The organism is Streptomyces cellostaticus, assembly GCF_023630175.1.
Lineage (GTDB): Bacteria > Actinomycetota > Actinomycetes > Streptomycetales > Streptomycetaceae > Streptomyces > Streptomyces cellostaticus_A.
In genome coordinates, this window is the sequence record NZ_JALLIN010000016.1 from 120,574 (window position 1) to 136,250 (window position 15,677).

The 15,677-nt window shown below is 70.7% G+C and carries 12 protein-coding genes; 5 read left to right on the forward strand and 7 right to left on the reverse strand.

Features of this window, described 5'->3' with window-relative positions; genetic code table 11:
* Positions 1–96: 96 nt before the first annotated feature.
* Positions 97–3,636 carry a DNA polymerase III subunit alpha gene (gene dnaE / locus MXD57_RS12985; RefSeq protein ID WP_250401528.1) on the reverse strand — a complete coding sequence of 1,180 codons (3,540 nt, stop codon included), beginning with the start codon at positions 3,634–3,636 and terminating at the stop codon, positions 97–99.
* A gap of 224 nt (positions 3,637–3,860) precedes the next feature.
* On the opposite strand from dnaE, the gene MXD57_RS12990 reads away from it, so the two are divergent.
* The 4 genes from MXD57_RS12990 to MXD57_RS13005 all read left to right on the forward strand — a co-directional run bounded on the left by MXD57_RS12990 (position 3,861) and on the right by MXD57_RS13005 (position 9,062).
* A complete protein-coding gene (locus MXD57_RS12990) occupies positions 3,861–5,186 on the forward strand; it encodes a DUF2252 domain-containing protein (RefSeq protein WP_250401529.1) in 1,326 nt (441 codons plus the stop codon).
* Between the two features lie 67 nt (positions 5,187–5,253).
* Positions 5,254–5,934: a hypothetical protein gene (locus tag MXD57_RS12995; RefSeq protein ID WP_250401530.1), complete on the forward strand. Its 681-nt coding sequence runs from the start codon at positions 5,254–5,256 to the stop codon at positions 5,932–5,934.
* A gap of 79 nt (positions 5,935–6,013) precedes the next feature.
* A complete protein-coding gene (locus MXD57_RS13000) occupies positions 6,014–6,838 on the forward strand; it encodes a thioredoxin domain-containing protein (RefSeq protein WP_250401531.1) in 825 nt (274 codons plus the stop codon).
* 553 nt (positions 6,839–7,391) lie between these two features.
* Positions 7,392–9,062 carry an alkaline phosphatase D family protein gene (locus tag MXD57_RS13005; protein WP_250401532.1) on the forward strand — a complete coding sequence of 557 codons (1,671 nt, stop codon included), beginning with the start codon at positions 7,392–7,394 and terminating at the stop codon, positions 9,060–9,062.
* Between the two features lie 19 nt (positions 9,063–9,081).
* On the opposite strand, the gene MXD57_RS13010 is transcribed toward MXD57_RS13005, so the two are convergent.
* Entirely contained in the window at positions 9,082–9,651 is a 570-nt protein-coding gene (locus MXD57_RS13010) for a dienelactone hydrolase family protein (protein ID WP_250401533.1), read from the reverse strand.
* Positions 9,652–9,755: 104 nt separating this feature from the next.
* On the opposite strand from MXD57_RS13010, the gene MXD57_RS13015 reads away from it, so the two are divergent.
* Positions 9,756–10,859: a mechanosensitive ion channel family protein gene (locus MXD57_RS13015; RefSeq protein WP_250401534.1), complete on the forward strand. Its 1,104-nt coding sequence runs from the start codon at positions 9,756–9,758 to the stop codon at positions 10,857–10,859.
* A gap of 74 nt (positions 10,860–10,933) precedes the next feature.
* On the opposite strand, the gene MXD57_RS13020 is transcribed toward MXD57_RS13015, so the two are convergent.
* The 5 genes from MXD57_RS13020 to MXD57_RS13040 form a co-directional block, all read right to left on the reverse strand.
* Positions 10,934–12,520: a Na+/H+ antiporter gene (locus MXD57_RS13020; protein WP_250401535.1), complete on the reverse strand. Its 1,587-nt coding sequence runs from the start codon at positions 12,518–12,520 to the stop codon at positions 10,934–10,936.
* An 82-nt stretch (positions 12,521–12,602) separates the two neighbouring features.
* The gene (locus MXD57_RS13025) at positions 12,603–13,070 is read right to left on the reverse strand and encodes a GNAT family N-acetyltransferase (protein WP_250401536.1); all 468 of its coding nucleotides are present in this window, start codon (positions 13,068–13,070) and stop codon (positions 12,603–12,605) included.
* Positions 13,067–14,011 carry an RluA family pseudouridine synthase gene (locus MXD57_RS13030; protein ID WP_250401537.1) on the reverse strand — a complete coding sequence of 315 codons (945 nt, stop codon included), beginning with the start codon at positions 14,009–14,011 and terminating at the stop codon, positions 13,067–13,069. Before MXD57_RS13030 ends, MXD57_RS13025 begins: the two co-directional genes overlap by 4 nt.
* A gap of 73 nt (positions 14,012–14,084) precedes the next feature.
* Positions 14,085–14,717: a signal peptidase II gene (gene lspA, locus MXD57_RS13035; protein ID WP_250401538.1), complete on the reverse strand. Its 633-nt coding sequence runs from the start codon at positions 14,715–14,717 to the stop codon at positions 14,085–14,087.
* 67 nt (positions 14,718–14,784) lie between these two features.
* A partial coding sequence (locus MXD57_RS13040) for a TraR/DksA family transcriptional regulator (RefSeq protein WP_250401539.1) occupies positions 14,785–15,677 on the reverse strand: 893 nt, incomplete at its 5' end.

Genomic DNA, 15,677 nt, shown 5'->3' on the forward strand with positions numbered 1-15,677 from the left:
CATTTGAAGCCCAGGCACGCAGGAGGGGCGCACCCGGTGAGGGTGCGCCCCTTCGTCGTCCGCGCGGTGTCCGGCCCGGTTGCCCGGCGCCGTGGCTCAGCCGGCCAGGCAGGACGGGCCGAGCAGTACCTTCAGGTCGCCGAAGAGCGCCGGATCGGGCTTGACCCGGTGCCGGTCCAGGCGCAGCACGGTGGTCTTGCGCGGGCCCTGGAGCCTGATCCGGACCTCGCTGTCGCCCTTGTGGTGGCCGAGGATCTCGCCGAGCCGGCTGATCATGGGCGGAGTGACCCTGGTGGCCGGGATGGTGAGGATCACCGGGGCGTTGGTGCCCGCGTTGGAGAGGTCCGGGACCATCAGTTCCATGGCGACGAGCCTCGGCACGTCCTCGCGCTTGTCGAGGCGGCCCTTGACGAAGACCACGGCGTCCTCGACCAGTTGGGTCGAGACCAGTTGGTAGGTGGCCGGGAAGAACATGCACTCGATGGAACCCGCCAGGTCCTCCACCGTGGCGATCGCCCAGGCGTTGCCCTGCTTGGTCATCTTGCGCTGCAGGCCCGAGATGATGCCGCCGATGGTGACGACCGCGCCGTCCGCGTGCTCACCGCCGGTGAGCTGGGAGATCCCCGCGTCCGCCTTGTCGGACAGCACGTGCTCCAGGCCGAAGAGCGGGTGGTCGGAGACGTACAGACCGAGCATCTCGCGCTCCTGGGCGAGCAGATAGGTCTTGTCCCACTCGTCCTCGGCGAACTGCACGTCGAGTCCGAAGCCGGGTTCGCTGCTGGTCTCCTCGCCCATGCCGCCGAAGAGGTCGAACTGGCCCTCCGCCTCCTTGCGCTTGACCGCGACCACGTTGTCGATCATCGGCTCGAAGTGCGCGGTGAGGCCCTTGCGAGTGTGCCCCAGGGTGTCGAAGGCGCCCGCCTTGATCAGCGACTCCGTGGTCCGCTTGTTGCACGCGACCGCCTCGACCTTGTCGAGGTAGTCGGGGAACGAGGCGTACTTGCCCTTGGCCTTGCGGCTCTTGATGATCGATTCCACCACGTTCGTGCCGACGTTGCGCACGGCTTCGAGGCCGAAGAGGATCACGTCGTCGCCCTGGGCGGCGAAGTTGTGCAGCGACTCGTTGACGTTCGGCGGGAGCACCCTGATGCCCATGCGGCGGCACTCGTTGAGGTAGATCGCCGACTTGTCCTTGTCGTCCTTGACGGAGGTCAGCAGGGCGGCCATGTACTCGGCCGGGTGGTTCGCCTTGAGGTAGGCGGTCCAGTAGGAGACCAGGCCGTAGGCGGCGGAGTGCGCCTTGTTGAAGGCGTAGCCGGCGAAGGGGACCAGCACGTCCCACAGGGCCTGGATCGCCTCGTCGCTGTACCCCTTCTCCCGGGCGCCCTTCTGGAAGAGGACGAAGTTCTTCGCCAGCTCGTCGGGCTTCTTCTTGCCCATCACGCGGCGCAGGATGTCGGCCTCGCCGAGCGAGTACCCGGCGATGATCTGGGCGGCCTTCTGCACCTGCTCCTGGTAGACGATCAGGCCGTAGGTGACGGCCAGGACCTCTTCCAGGGGCTCCTCCAGCTCCTTGTGGATCGGGGTGATCTCCTGGAGCTTGTTCTTGCGCAGCGCGTAGTTGGTGTGGGAGTCCATGCCCATCGGGCCCGGACGGTAGAGCGCGGAGACGGCGGAGATGTCCTCGAAGTTGTCCGGCTTCATCAGGCGCAGCAGCGAGCGCATGGGGCCGCCGTCGAACTGGAAGACGCCCAGGGTGTCGCCGCGCTGGAGGAGTTCGAAGGTCTTCGGGTCGTCGAGCGGCAGGGCCAGCAGGTCGAGGTCGATGCCCTTGTTGGACTTCACCATCTTGACGGCGTCGTCCATGATCGTCAGGTTGCGCAGGCCGAGGAAGTCCATCTTCAGCAGGCCGAGCGACTCGCACTGCGGGTAGTCCCACTGCGTGATGGTCACGCCGTCCGTGTGGCGCACCCAGATCGGGGCGTGGTCGACGATGGGCTCGCTGGACATGATCACGCCGGCGGCGTGCACGCCCATCTGCCGCACCAGGCCCTCGACGCCCTTGGCGGTGTCGATGACCTTCTTGACGTCCGGCTCGTTCTCGTACATCGAGCGGATCTCGCCGGCCTCGTTGTAGCGCGGGTGCGAGGGGTTGGTGATGCCGTCGAGGTCGATGCCCTTGCCGAGGACGTCGGCGGGCATCGCCTTGGTGAGGCGGTCGCCCATGGCGTACGGGTAGCCCAGGACGCGCGCGGAGTCCTTGATCGCGTTCTTCGCCTTGATCTTGCCGTAGGTGCCGATCATGGCGACCTTGTCCGCGCCGTACTTCTCGGTCACGTACCTGATCACCTCGACGCGCCTGCGCTCGTCGAAGTCGATGTCGACGTCGGGCATGGAGACGCGCTCGGGGTTGAGGAACCGCTCGAAGATCAGGCCGTGCGGGATCGGGTCGAGGTCGGTGATGCCCATGGCGTAGGCGACGATCGAGCCGGCCGCGGAGCCGCGGCCGGGGCCGACCGCGATGCCGTTCTTCTTCGCCCACATGATGAAGTCGGCGACGACGAGGAAGTACCCCGGGAACCCCATCTGGATGATGACGTCCATCTCGTACTCGACCTGCTTCTGGCGGTCCTCGGGGACGCCGCCGGGGAAGCGCCGCTCCATGCCGCGGCGGACCTCCTCCTTGAACCAGGTGACCTCGGTGAAGCCGTCCGGGATGTCGAACTTCGGCATGAGGTTCTTCGCCTCGAACATGCCGGTGGTGTCGATCTGCTCGGCCACCAGCAGCGTGTTGCGGCAGCCCTCCTGCCAGGCGTCCGAGGAGTCGACGGCGTACATCTCGTCCGTGGACTTCAGGTAGTAGCCGGTGCCGTCGAACCTGAAGCGGTCGGGGTCGGAGAGGTTCTTGCCGGTCTGGATGCACAGCAGCGCGTCGTGGGCGGTCGCCTCGTGCGCGTACGTGTAGTGCGAGTCGTTGGTGACCAGCGGGGGGATGCCGAGCTTCTTGCCGATCTCCAGCAGGCCGTCACGGACCCGGTGCTCGATCTCGATGCCGTGGTCCATCAGCTCCAGGAAGTAGCGGTCCTTGCCGAAGATGTCCTGGTAGTCGGCGGCCGCCTTCAGGGCCTCGTCGAACTGGCCGAGGCGAAGGCGGGTCTGCAGCTCGCCGGAGGGGCAGCCGGTGGAGGCGATCAGGCCCTCGGACCACTGGGAGATCGTCTCCTTGTCCATCCGGGGCCACTTCTGGAGCCAGCCCTCGGCGTACGCGTCCGAGGACAGCTTGAAGAGGTTGTGCAGGCCCGTCGAGTTCGCCGCCCAGATCGTCTTGTGGGTGTAGCCGCCGGAACCGGAGACGTCGTCCCTCTTCTGGTGCGGCTGGCCCCACTGGATCTTGCGCTTGTTGCGCCGGGACTCGGGCGCGACGTACGCCTCGATGCCGATGATCGGGGTGACTCCGGCCTTCTTCGCGGAATGGAAGAAGTCGTACGCCCCGTGCAGGTTGCCGTGGTCGGACATGGCGATGTGCGTCATGCCCATCTCGTTGCAGGCGTCGAACATGTCCTTGAGCCGCGCGGCACCGTCCAGCAGCGAGTACTGGGTGTGGACGTGCAGGTGCGTGAAGGGCGGCTTCGACACGGTGTGGCCTCCAACGGAAACGACTGGCGACGGGCGGGCGGACGGTCCGGGGTCAGCGTCGAAGTCTATGCCGGGGCACTGACACACGCGGGGCATCCCCACGTACCTTCGTCCGGGAACCGGGCACTCCCGCGCGGCGTCGCCCGTTGAAGACGGCGGAGACGCTGTCGTTCCCCCGCACGCACATCCACGCACCACCGTCCCGCACCAGGAGGCACTCCGCGATGTCGGTCCCCGAGCTCAACGACGAGCAGCGCGGCGAGGAGATCCTCGCCGTCTTCGACACCGCCTTCGGCCGGCTCCTGGCCGCCGACCCGGCCGCGTTCCGGGTGAAGTTCCGGAAGATGGCGGCCTCGTCCTTCGCGTTCTACCGGGGCACGGCGTGCCTCTTCTACCACGACCTCGACGCGGAGAAGCGCGGCGGCCCGTACCTGGACGACCGCACCTCGCGCGTGTGGATCCACGGCGATCTGCACGCGGAGAACTTCGGCACCTACATGGACTCCAACGGGCGCCTGGTCTTCAACGTCAACGACTTCGACGAGGCCTACGTCGGCCCGTTCACCTGGGACCTGAAGCGCTTCTCCGCCTCCATCGCGCTGATCGGCTACGCGAAGGCGCTCAGCGACGACCAGATCACCGAGCTGGTGACGATCTACGCCGAGGCCTACCGGGAGCGCATCCACGCCCTGGCCACGGGCGCCAAGAGCGACGAGGTGCCGCCGTTCACCCTGGACACCGCGCAGGGGCCGCTGCTGGACGCGCTGCGTGACGCCCGCTCGCTCACCCGCTTCGGACTGCTGGAGTCGATGACGGAGATCCGCGACTTCGAGCGCCGGTTCGCGCCCGGCGGCGGCTCCGTCGAGCTGGACGCCGCCACCCGCTACAAGGTGCTGGCCGCCTTCGACGGCTACCTGGAGACCCTCCCGGAGACCTCGCTGGCCCGCCCGGACTCCTACCGGGTGAAGGACGTCGTGGGGCGCCGGGGCATCGGCATCGGCTCGGCGGGCCTGCCGTCGTACAACATCCTGCTGGAGGGGCCCAGCGACGCCCTGGAGAACGATGTCGTGATCTACATCAAGCAGGCCCAGACCCCGGCGGTGTCCCGCCACGTCACGGACCCGGCGATCGCGGAGTACTTCCAGCACGAGGGGCACCGCACGGTGATCTCCCAGCGCGCCCTGCAGGCGCACGCCGACCCGTGGCTGGGCTGGACGGAGCTGGACGGCGCGGGGCAGCTGGTCGCCGAGGTCTCGCCGTACGCGGTCGACCTGGACTGGGACGACATCGACGACCCGGAGGAGATCGCGGCCGTCGTCGCCGACCTGGGCCGGGCCACGGCCACGATGCACGCGGCGGCGGACGAGACCTCGGGCGAGTCGCTGGTGCCGTTCTCCACCGAGCGGGCCATCGACGCGGCCCTAGCGGCCGACGAGGAGGGCTTCGCGCCGCTCCTGGTCGACTTCGCGCACGGCTACGGCGCACGCACGCGCGCCGACCACCAGATCTTCCTTGACCTGTTCCGCAACGGCCGGATCCCGGGTCTGTAACGTCGCGCACTCACAGGCCCCCTTTAGGGGCCTCTTACCCGCCTCCGTGACAGACTCTGACTTCGCTATGGACATATCCGGAACCCAGCTCAGAGCCGTGCGCGCGGCACTGTTCACGGCAGTCGCCGTGACGCTCAGCACCGCGTCGCACGTCCTGCTGTCCAGGGTCCCGCTGCCGGCCGCGACCGTGGCCGCGGTCGCGGCCGGCGTGTTCGCCGGCGCGTACGCGCTGGCGGGCCGCGAGCGCGGCTTCGGCCGCATAGCGGCCCTGCTGATCCCGCTGGAACTGGCCGCGGACACCGTGTTCACCACCGGTCAGGACACCTGTTACGGCAGGGCGGGCGGCCCGGTGGCCGGCCCGCTGCGCGCCGTCGGCCTGGACGTGCTGTGCCGCGGCGGTGTGGGCACCCCGCTGGCCCAGGTGACCGGCCACTCCGGGCGGGGCGCCACGGCACTGCTCACGCACGCGAGCCCGGCAGCCGCCTGGCTGCTGCTGGCCGCGCACGTCTGCGTGGGGCTGCTCGCCGCCGCCTGGCTGCGCCGGGGCGAGCGGGCCCTGGTCCAACTGCTGCGCGCGGTCGCCGCCGCCACCTTCCGGCCCCTGCTGCTGGTGGTGGCCGCGGTCACCGCGCGGCCGGCCCCGGCCCACCGGCTGCCCCGCCCGGGCCCACGGGCGTCCGACGCCCGCGAGCGGCTCCTCGTGCACTCCCTGGGACGGCGTGGACCGCCGTGCTCGGCCCCCGCCTGAGCGGCGGCGGCCGAGCACGACGAATCCCCACACGTAACCCGCGTACAGCATGTGCGCGTCCCATAGGGAGATCACCACCATGAGCAAGCGGAACAGCCAGTCGGCGAAGACGGCGGCCCGAGAGCGGCTGCGTCAGGAGCGCGAGCGCCAGGCCAAGCGCGACCGGGCCAAGCGGCAGGCCATCGTGGCCGGTTCGGTCGTGGCCGTGCTGGCCGCCGCCGGCGGCATCGGCTACGCCGTCGTCCAGATGAACAAGCCCAGCGGCTGGGACGCCGTGAAGAACGAGAAGTTGGTCAAGCCGGCCAACAGCACGGGGGCGGACGGCACGACCGTCGTCATCGGCAAGAGCACCGCCAAGAAGACCCTCGCGATGTACGAGGACCCGCGCTGCCCGGCCTGCGCCCAGTTCGAGCAGACGGTCGGCTCGACGGTCAAGAAGGATCTCGATGCCGGCAAGTTCAAAATTCAGTACGTCGGCGCCACGTTTCTCGACGACAGGCTCCCGGGCGAGGGCTCCAAGAACGCGCTGAGTGCACTCGGCGCGGCCCTGAACGTCAGCCCCGAGGCCTTCCTCGACTACAAGACCGCTCTCTACTCGACGAAGTACCACCCGGATGAGCAGGACGACAAGTTCAAGGACGACGCCTACCTGATCAAGGTCGCGAACACCGTGAGCGCTCTGAAGGACAACACGGCGTTCCAGAAGGACGTGAAGAACGGCACCTATGACAAGTGGGCTCTGGTGATGAGCCAGAAGTTCGACACGGACAGCAAGAAGTACGACTTCCCGGGCACCCCGACGCTGGTCATGGACGGCAAGAAGGTCACCGGCAGCGACGGTCGGAGCGCTCCGACGACGGTGCCCGAATTCAATACCGCGATACAGAAGGCTCTCAACTCTTAGTTCGCAGCCCACGGAAACGGGAAGTGTCCCGGGCCGGCTTCAGGCCCGGGACACTTCCCGTTCTGTCCGCAAGCATGGCGCCGGGCTTCAACCTGAACGCCTGGTGCTACACCGTCAACCAGTACGGCAACCAGTGGACCCGCGTGAACGAGGGATGGATCTACAACGGACACCTGGCCCTCAAGTCGGGCACGGTGAAGCACTGCTGCCCGGCGTCCGGATCGGCTGACATCCAGCCGGTTCCGCGATCGCCTGAAACGCCCCCTCGGAACTCCTTGGGCGGGTCCGAGGGGGCCGGCCGACATCGGCCCCACCGCGCCGGCAGCCCTGCGCGCGGCGAGAGCGACGGCCCGGGAGACCGCCTGGCTGCGGGCCGCCGAGACAGTCCACCCCCACCGCGGGCAGCGGATCCCTCCGGCACCTGGAAGTCCGCCACAGCGCGCACGCCCGCGTCGAGGACCGCATCCGCTTCGGCAAGCCACCGGCTGCGCCAAGAGGCGTATGTGGGAGTTCACTCGCGCGCATGACGTACCGGTCAGTAATCTGATGCGCCGTGACTAGTCGATACAGAGCCTCCACATCGTCCGAGGGCATCAACTCCCTCTCCCCGCGCCGCCGTACGGTCGTCAAGGCCGCGGCGGCGACGGCTGTGCTGGCCGGCCCGCTCGCCGCCGCCCTTCCGGCTCGCGCGGCCGACCAGGCCCCCGCCTTCCTTCACGGCGTCGCCTCCGGCGACCCCCTGCCCGACGGCATCCTGCTGTGGACCCGGGTGACACCGGTGCCCGAGGCGATACCCGGCTCCGGACTCGGCCCGGACACCGAGGTGAGCTGGGTCGTCGCCCGGGACAAGGCGTTCACCAGCATCGTGGCCCAGGGCTCGACCACCGCCACGGCCGCGGCCGACCACACCGTCAAGGCCGACATCCGCGGCCTGCAGCCGGCCACCCAGTACTGGTTCCGCTTCTCCTCCGGCGGCACCGACTCCCCGGTGGCGCGCACCCGCACCGCGCCGGCGGCGGACGCGGCCGTGTCCTCCCTGCGCTTCGGCGTGGTCTCCTGCGCCAACTGGGAGGCCGGCTTCTTCTCCGCCTACCGCCACCTCGCCGCCCGCAACGACCTGGACGCCTGGCTGCACCTCGGCGACTACATCTACGAGTACAAGTCCGGTGAGTACGCCGCCCGGGGCAAGGTCGTACGGCCGCACGCGCCGGCCAACGAGATCCTCACCCTCGCCGACTACCGGATCCGGCACGCCCGCTACAAGACCGACCCCGACCTGCAGGCCCTGCATGTGAAGGCCCCGGTCATCGCGATCTGGGACGACCACGAGTTCGCCGACAACGCCTGGTCGGGCGGCGCGGTCAACCACACCGAGGGCGCCGAGGGCACCTGGTCGGCCCGTCAGGCCGCCGCCAAGCAGGCCTACTTCGAGTGGATGCCCGTCCGCCCCGCCATCGCGGGCACCACCTACCGGCGGCTGCGTTTCGGCAAGCTCGCCGACCTCTCCCTGCTGGACCTGCGCTCCTTCCGCTCGCAGCAGGCCGCCACGGCCAGCGGCTCGGTGGACGACCCGGACCGCACGCTCACCGGCCGCGCGCAGCTCGACTGGCTCAAGGCCGGCCTGAAGGCCTCCGACACCAAGTGGCGGCTGGTCGGCAACTCCGTGATGATCTCGCCGTTCGCCGTCGGCTCCCTCTCCGCGGACCTGTTCAAGCCGCTCGCCAAGCTGCTGGGCCTGCCGCAGGAGGGCATCGCCGTCAACACCGACCAGTGGGACGGCTACACCGACGACCGGCGCGAACTCCTCGCCCACCTGCGCTCCAACGCCATCGGCAACACCGTCTTCCTGACCGGTGACATCCACATGGCCTGGGCCAACGACGTGCCGGTGGACGCGGGCACCTACCCGCTGTCGGCCTCGGCGGCCACCGAGTTCGTGGTCACGTCGGTCACCTCCGACAACCTCGACGACATCGTGAAGGTGCCCGAGGGCACCGTCTCGGCCATCGCCTCCCCGATCATCAGGGCCGCCAACCGGCACGTCCACTGGGTGGACACCGACCGGCACGGCTACGGCGTGCTGGACATCACAGCCGACCGCGCGCAGATGGACTACTACGTCCTGTCCGACCGCACCGACACGAACGCGACCTCCGCCTGGGCGCGTTCGTACCGCACCCGCAGCGGCACGCAGAAGGTCGAGCGCACCTACCACCCGGTGTAGCCGTCCGTTCCGGGGACGGCTACAGACTGCCGAGGAAGCCGAGCGCCACCCGCCAGGTGGCCTCGGCGGCCTCCTCGTCGTAGTCCGGCAGACCGGGGTCGGTGTACAGGTGACCGGCCCCGGCGTACCGGTAGACCTCCACGTCCGCGCCCGCCCGGCGCATCTGCAGGTACCAGGCGCTCAGCCAGTCGTCCGTCTCGAACGGGTCCGGCTCGGCCACGTGAAGCTGCACCGGCAACTCGTCCACCTGCGCGTTCGGGGCGATGTCCGATGTGCCGTGCAGGAGCAGCAGGCCGCGGGCCCGCTCGTCGCCGAGGGCCAGCGTCTGCGCGACGGACGCGCCGAGGGAGAACCCGGCGTACACGAGTCCGCGCTCGGAGTACGGCGCCGCCGCCAGCACGGCCCGCTTCAGCAGCTCCTCCTTGCCGATCCGCTCCTTGAACTCCGTGCCCTCCTCGACCGTCCCGAACGTGCGCCCCTCGAAGAGGTCGGGCGTCCACACCTCGTGGCCCGCCGCGCGCAGCCGGTCCGCGGCCTCGCGCACCGCCGGCCCGAGCCCGTAGGTCGAGTGAAAAAGCATGATGTTCATGAGGCCATGGTGCCAGCCGGATCGGCGGGTGCCGGAACGCTCTACCCAGATGCGGGCCGAACTCACATGTTCATCCCCGCCGACCACCGGTTAGGAGCGGAGGCATGGAGAACGTACTCCGCCCCCTGATCGTCATCGGCAGCTCCGTCGCGCTCACGCTGGCCATCGGGTGGGCCACCGACCGACTGCTGCGCAAGGCCGACGCCCGCAACGCCGACACCCCGCTGTGGGGGCTGCTGCGGCGCGGCCGCATCCCCTACCAGCTCGTACTCTGCGCCGCCCTGCTGAGAGGCTCCTACCGCCAGGCCGAACTGCCGGAGCAGCACCTGACCGGTATCGGCCGGACCCTGACGCTCGTCCTCATCGGGTCCGCCGCCTGGCTGGTGATCCGGATCGCGGCGGCGATCGTCGAGACCTCGTACAGCCGCTACGCGCGCGCACACCGGGACGCGGCCCGGGTGCGCCGGGTGCGCACCCAGGTGGAACTGATCATGCGGGTGGTCTCGGCGATCGTCATCGTCGTGGCCTCCGCCTCGATGCTGCTGACCTTCCCCGCGATGCGCGCGGCGGGCGCCTCCCTGCTCGCCTCCGCCGGCATCGTCGGCATCGTCGCCGGTGTCGCCGCCCAGTCGACCCTGTCCAACCTGTTCGCGGGGCTGCAGATCGCCTTCGGCGACATGGTGCGCATCGGCGACACGGTCGTCGTGGACGAGGAGTGGGGCACGGTCGACGAGATCACCCTCACCTTCCTGACGGTGCGGACCTGGGACGAGCGGCGGATCACGATGCCGGTGTCGTACTTCACCTCCAAGCCGTTCGAGAACTGGTCGCGGGGCACCCCGCAGATGACGGGCACCGTCTACTGGCACCTGGACCACAGCGCGCCCGTCGAGGCGATGCGCGAGAAACTCCGCGACATCCTGCGGCAGTGCGCGGCCTGGGACGGGCGCGCGTACAGCGTCCAGGTGACGGACACCACGGCGAACACCATCCAGGTGCGGGCCCTGGTGACGGCCAAGGACGCGGACGACATCTGGACGGTGCGGGTCGCCGTGCGCGAGGAGATGATCACCTGGCTGGCGGCGGAGCACCCGTACGCGCTTCCCCGGGTCAACACCTCGGACGCGGTCCTCGCCCCGAACCGCGTTCCCTCGCCGGACCGCGCGAACTTCCGCAAGGCGTACGAGGTCCCGCGCGGCCGGGGCTGACCCGGCGCCCGGGGCCGATCGCTCCCCGGGGACGCGGCCACCGCGGCGTGGCGGCGTCCCCGGGGAGACCGGCTTCAGCGCAGGCTGCGCACGTCGAGATGGCGCAGCACCCGGTCCACGATCTCCGGGTCCGAGCCCGGCTCGCTGCGGGCCGCCAGCACCTCGTGCCGCGCGGCGCTCATCATCTCGCCCTGGATCCGCCGCACCCGCTTCAGCCGCCGTGCCCGCTGGTGCTGCGCCTCCAGGCGTTCCTCCTCCGCCATGTCCGGGCTGATCCGGATCCCGATGTCGAAGGCGCGCCGGAGCATCTGCTCCGACAGTTCCTCGGGCAGATCCTCGACCTGCTCGATCTCCCGCAGCCTGCGCTTCGCGGCCCTGGCGGCCCGCACCGCAAGCTCCTTCTCGAACTCCTTCTCCCGCTCGGCGTCGGCCCGCACCCCCAGCCGCTTCACCAGCCACGGCAGCGTCAGGCCCTGCAGCACCAGCGTGACGATGATCACTCCGAAGGCGATGAACACCAGCTCGCCCCGATCGGGGAACGGCGAACCGGCGTCGGTCTCGCGCGGGATGGCCAGCACCAGCGCCACCGAGGCCACCCCGCGCATCCCGGACCACCACATCACGACGGTCTCCCGCCAGCTCACGGGGATCTCCTCGTCGACGTCCCGCCGGGCGTGCAGCCGCTTGGTCAGCCAGGTCGCGGGCAGCAGCCACAGCAGCCGTACGACCACCACCACGCCCGTGATCGCCGCCGCCCAGCCGAGCAGTTCGCCCCACCGCCCGGACGCCGTCCGGATGGCGTTGTGCAGCTCGAGCCCGATCAGCCCGAAGGCGACACCGGTGACGAGCGTGTCGATGACGTCCCAGAAGGTGTGTCCGGCCAGCCGGGTCAGCACGTCGTCGGCGTCGGTGGCGTACTCGGAGAGGAAGAGCGCGGTGGTGAGCACGGCGAGCACCCCGGAACCGTGCAGTTCCTCGGCGAGCACGTAGGAGGCGTAGGGCACCAGCAGGGTCAGCCCGATCTGCAGCGTGGCGTCGCCGAGCAGACCCATCAGCCTGTTCGCGACCCAGCCCAGCACCAGCCCGACGACGACCGCGACCACGGCGGACAGGACCAGGTCGAGCCCGGCGTCCCACGGGGAGAACACACCGCTGACGGCGGCCGCGACGGCCACGTGGTACAGCACGATGGCCGTCACGTCGTTGAAGAGCCCCTCGCCCTCCAGGATGGACACCAGACGGCGCGGCAGTCCGAGCTGGCCGGCGACGGCGGTGGCGGCGACCGGGTCGGGCGGCGCGATCAGCGCGCCGAGCACCACGGCCGCGGCGACGGACAGCCCGGGCACGATGGCGTGGGCGACGGCGGCCACACAGACCATCGTCACGAAGACCAGGGCGACGGCCAGCAGGAAGATCGGCCGCTTGTTCGCCGCGAACTGCCGCCAGGAGGTGCGGCGCACGGCGGCGTAGAGCAGCGGCGGCAGCAGAGCGGGCAGGATCAGCTCGGGTGGGAAGTCCACGTCGGGCACGAAGTCGGGCACGGCGAGAACCCCGCCGAGCACGGTCATCAGCACCGGCGCCGGCACCCCGAACCGGTTCCCGACGGGAACGCTCACCAAGGCCCCGAGCAGCACAACGAACAACAGGGCCAACTGATCCACGGCCAGCGCTCCGGGAGTCGACGATCACACGGCAGGCCTCCAGCCTGCCACGGCGCCCGCACGCGGGCCGTTCCGGGCGGGACTACAGGACGCGGCGCATGGCCCGGTGCGCGATGCCCGCGTCCGGGAACTCCGGTCCGTACGCCTCGTACCCGAGACGCTCGTAGAAACCCAGGGCGTGGGTCTGGGCGTGCAGGTCCACCGCGGCCAGGCCACGCGCGCGGGCCGCCTCCTCCACGGCCCGCACCAGGGCCGCGCCGACGCCGAGACCGCGCGCCGAACGGGCGACGGCGAGCCGCCCCAGAGAGCCCACCGAGGCGTCCCCGCCGGTCTTCGCGGCGGCGGCCGCGCCGTAGAGCAGGCGTCCGGTGCCGAGCGGCACGCCGTCCTCGCGGACCGCGAGGACATGGACGGCGACGGCGTCGTAGGCGTCGTACTCGATGTCCTGGGCGACACCCTGCTCGACGACGAACACCTCCTTGCGCACCGCGAAGCAGGCCTCCCGGTCGGCGGGGTCCTCGGCGACGCGGACGGTGTAGGGCGTGCTCACGCGTAGGTCTCCTCGCGGACCTGGTCGAGGGCCTGCTGCAGGTCCTCGGGGTAGTCGCAGCCGAACTCCACCCACCGTCCGTCGCCGGGGTGCTCGAAGCCGAGCCGCACGGCGTGCAGCCACTGGCGGGTCAGGCGCAGCCGCTTGGCGAGGGTCGGGTCCGCGCCGTAGGTCAGGTCGCCGACGCAGGGATGGCGGTGGGCCGACATGTGGACGCGGATCTGGTGGGTGCGGCCGGTCTCCAGCTTCACGTCGAGCAGGGAGGCGGCGCGGAAGGCCTCGATGAGGTCGTAGTGGGTCACGGAGGGCTTGCCGTCGGCCGTCACCGCCCACTTGTAGTCGTGGTTGGGGTGGCGGCCGATCGGGGCGTCGATGGTGCCGCTGGTCGGGTCCGGGTGGCCCTGCACGAGGGTGTGGTAGCGCTTGTCGACCGTGCGCTCCTTGAACTGGCGCTTGAGCGACGTGTACGCGTACTCGGACTTCGCGACCACCATCAGTCCGGACGTGCCCACGTCCAGGCGGTGCACGATGCCCTGCCGCTCGGCGGCGCCGGAGGTGGAGATCCGGTAGCCGGCGGCGGCGAGGCCACCGATGACGGTCGGGCCGCTCCAGCCCGGCGAGGGGTGCGCCGCCACACCGACCGGCTTGACGATCACGACCACGTCGTCGTCGTCGTGCACGATCTCCATGCCCTCGACCGGCTCGGCGACCACCTGCACGGGCGCGGGCGCCTGCGGCATCTCGACCTCGAGCCAGGCGCCGCCGCGCACCCGCTCGGACTTGCCGACCACAGTGCCGTCGACCTGCACCTTGCCTGCCCCGGCGAGTTCCGCCGCCTTCGTACGGGAGAAGCCGAACATGCGGGAGATGGCGGCGTCGACGCGCTCGCCCTCCAGGCCGTCGGGCACGGGCAGGGTACGGATCTCGGGAATCGTGCTCACCCGTCGAGTATGCCGGACGGCTGCGGCGGCCCCGAACGAGCCTGTGGACAACGCTCCCGCGCGGGCGCCGGGCTCAGTCCTTGTGGACGGTGCCGTCCGGGTCCAGGCCGCGGAACGACAGCAGCACGATGAGGATGCCGCCGCACACGATGGCCGAGTCGGCCAGGTTGAACACCGCGAAGCCCTTCGGCGCGATGAAGTCCACCACCTCGCCCTGGAAGACGCCCGGCGCCCGGAAGACGCGGTCGGTGAGGTTGCCGAGCGCGCCGCCGAGCAGCAGGCCGAGCGCGATCGCCCAGGGCAGGCTGTAGAGCTTGCGGGCGAGGCGGACGATCACCGCGATCACCGCGGCCGCGATCAGCGTGAAGATGACCGTGAAGGCGGCTCCGAAGCCGAAGGCCGCGCCCGGGTTGCGGATGGCGTGCAGCTCCAGCAGGTCCCCGACCACCTGGATCGGCGCGTGGTGCTCGAGCTTCGCCACCACGAGCAGCTTGCTGATCAGGTCGAGGGCGTACGCGAAGACGGCCACCGCGAACAGCACGGCGATCCGGCGCCCGCGTCCGTCCCGCTGCCGCGCCGGCGGCTGCTCGCCGGTCCCGGGCGCGGCGGACGCGCCGGACCCGGCGGGTGCTTCGGCCGCCGCCGTCTGCTCGCCGCTGTCGTCCGGGGTCTCCGGCGTACCGATGATGCGCTCCGCCTCTGCCACGTGAGTCCCTCAACCTAGGTGCCTGACTGAGGACGAGAGTACGGCACACCCCGGCCGGCCCCGGCGCTCAGGAGCGGCGTTCCTGTTTCTGCTTGCACTCCACGCACAGGGTGGCCCTCGGGAAGGCCTGCATGCGCGCCTTGCCGATCGGGTTGCCGCAGTTCTCGCACAGTCCGTAGGTGCCGGCGTCCAGCCGCTCCAGGGCGTGCTCGTTCTGGGTCAGCATCTCGCGCGCGTTGGCGGCCAGTGCCATCTCGTGCTCGCGGGTGATGTTCTTGGTGCCGGTGTCGGCCTGGTCGTCGCCGGCGCCGTCGCCGGAGTCGCGCATGAGGCCCACGAGAGCGTTCTCGGACGTGCTGATCTCGGTGCGCAGCCGGTCCACCTCGGACGACAGCTCCGCCCGGGCCTCGGCGACCTCCTCGGGCGTCCAGGGGTCCTCGCCGGGGCGTACCGCGAGGTCGCCGGGTTCCGCCGCGGCGAGCCGCGCCTTGGGAACGGCGCTCTGCTTCGCCGTGGCCGTGCCAGGAGTCTTCTTCGCAACCACTGTCGTGGCTCCCGTCTGCTTCGCGGCCCGCGCCGCGCCCGCCTTCTTGGCCGTGCTCTTGCCGGCCGCCTCCGGGGAGGGGCCCTCGGTGGCCGTCCGCTCGGTGACGGCCTCTTGCCCGCCCGCCTTTCCGGCGGCCTCCGCACGCGCGGCCGCTTTCCCGGCAGCCGTCTTGCGGGCCGTGCCCGCGACGGCTGATCGCTTCCCTCCCGGGGCGTTCCCGGCGGCCGCCTTCCCCCGGGCCTCCTCCTCACCGGCCGTCCCCTTCGGAGCCCTTCCCGCGGCCGCGGCGCGCGTCCCGGGCGTCCCTCCACCGGAGGAAGGCGTCGCGACCGCGCCGGCCGGGTGCTTCCGGGCCGCCCCGCGGCCCGCCGCGGCCTTCCCGCCGCTCCCGCCGGCGGCCGAGGGGTCCTTCT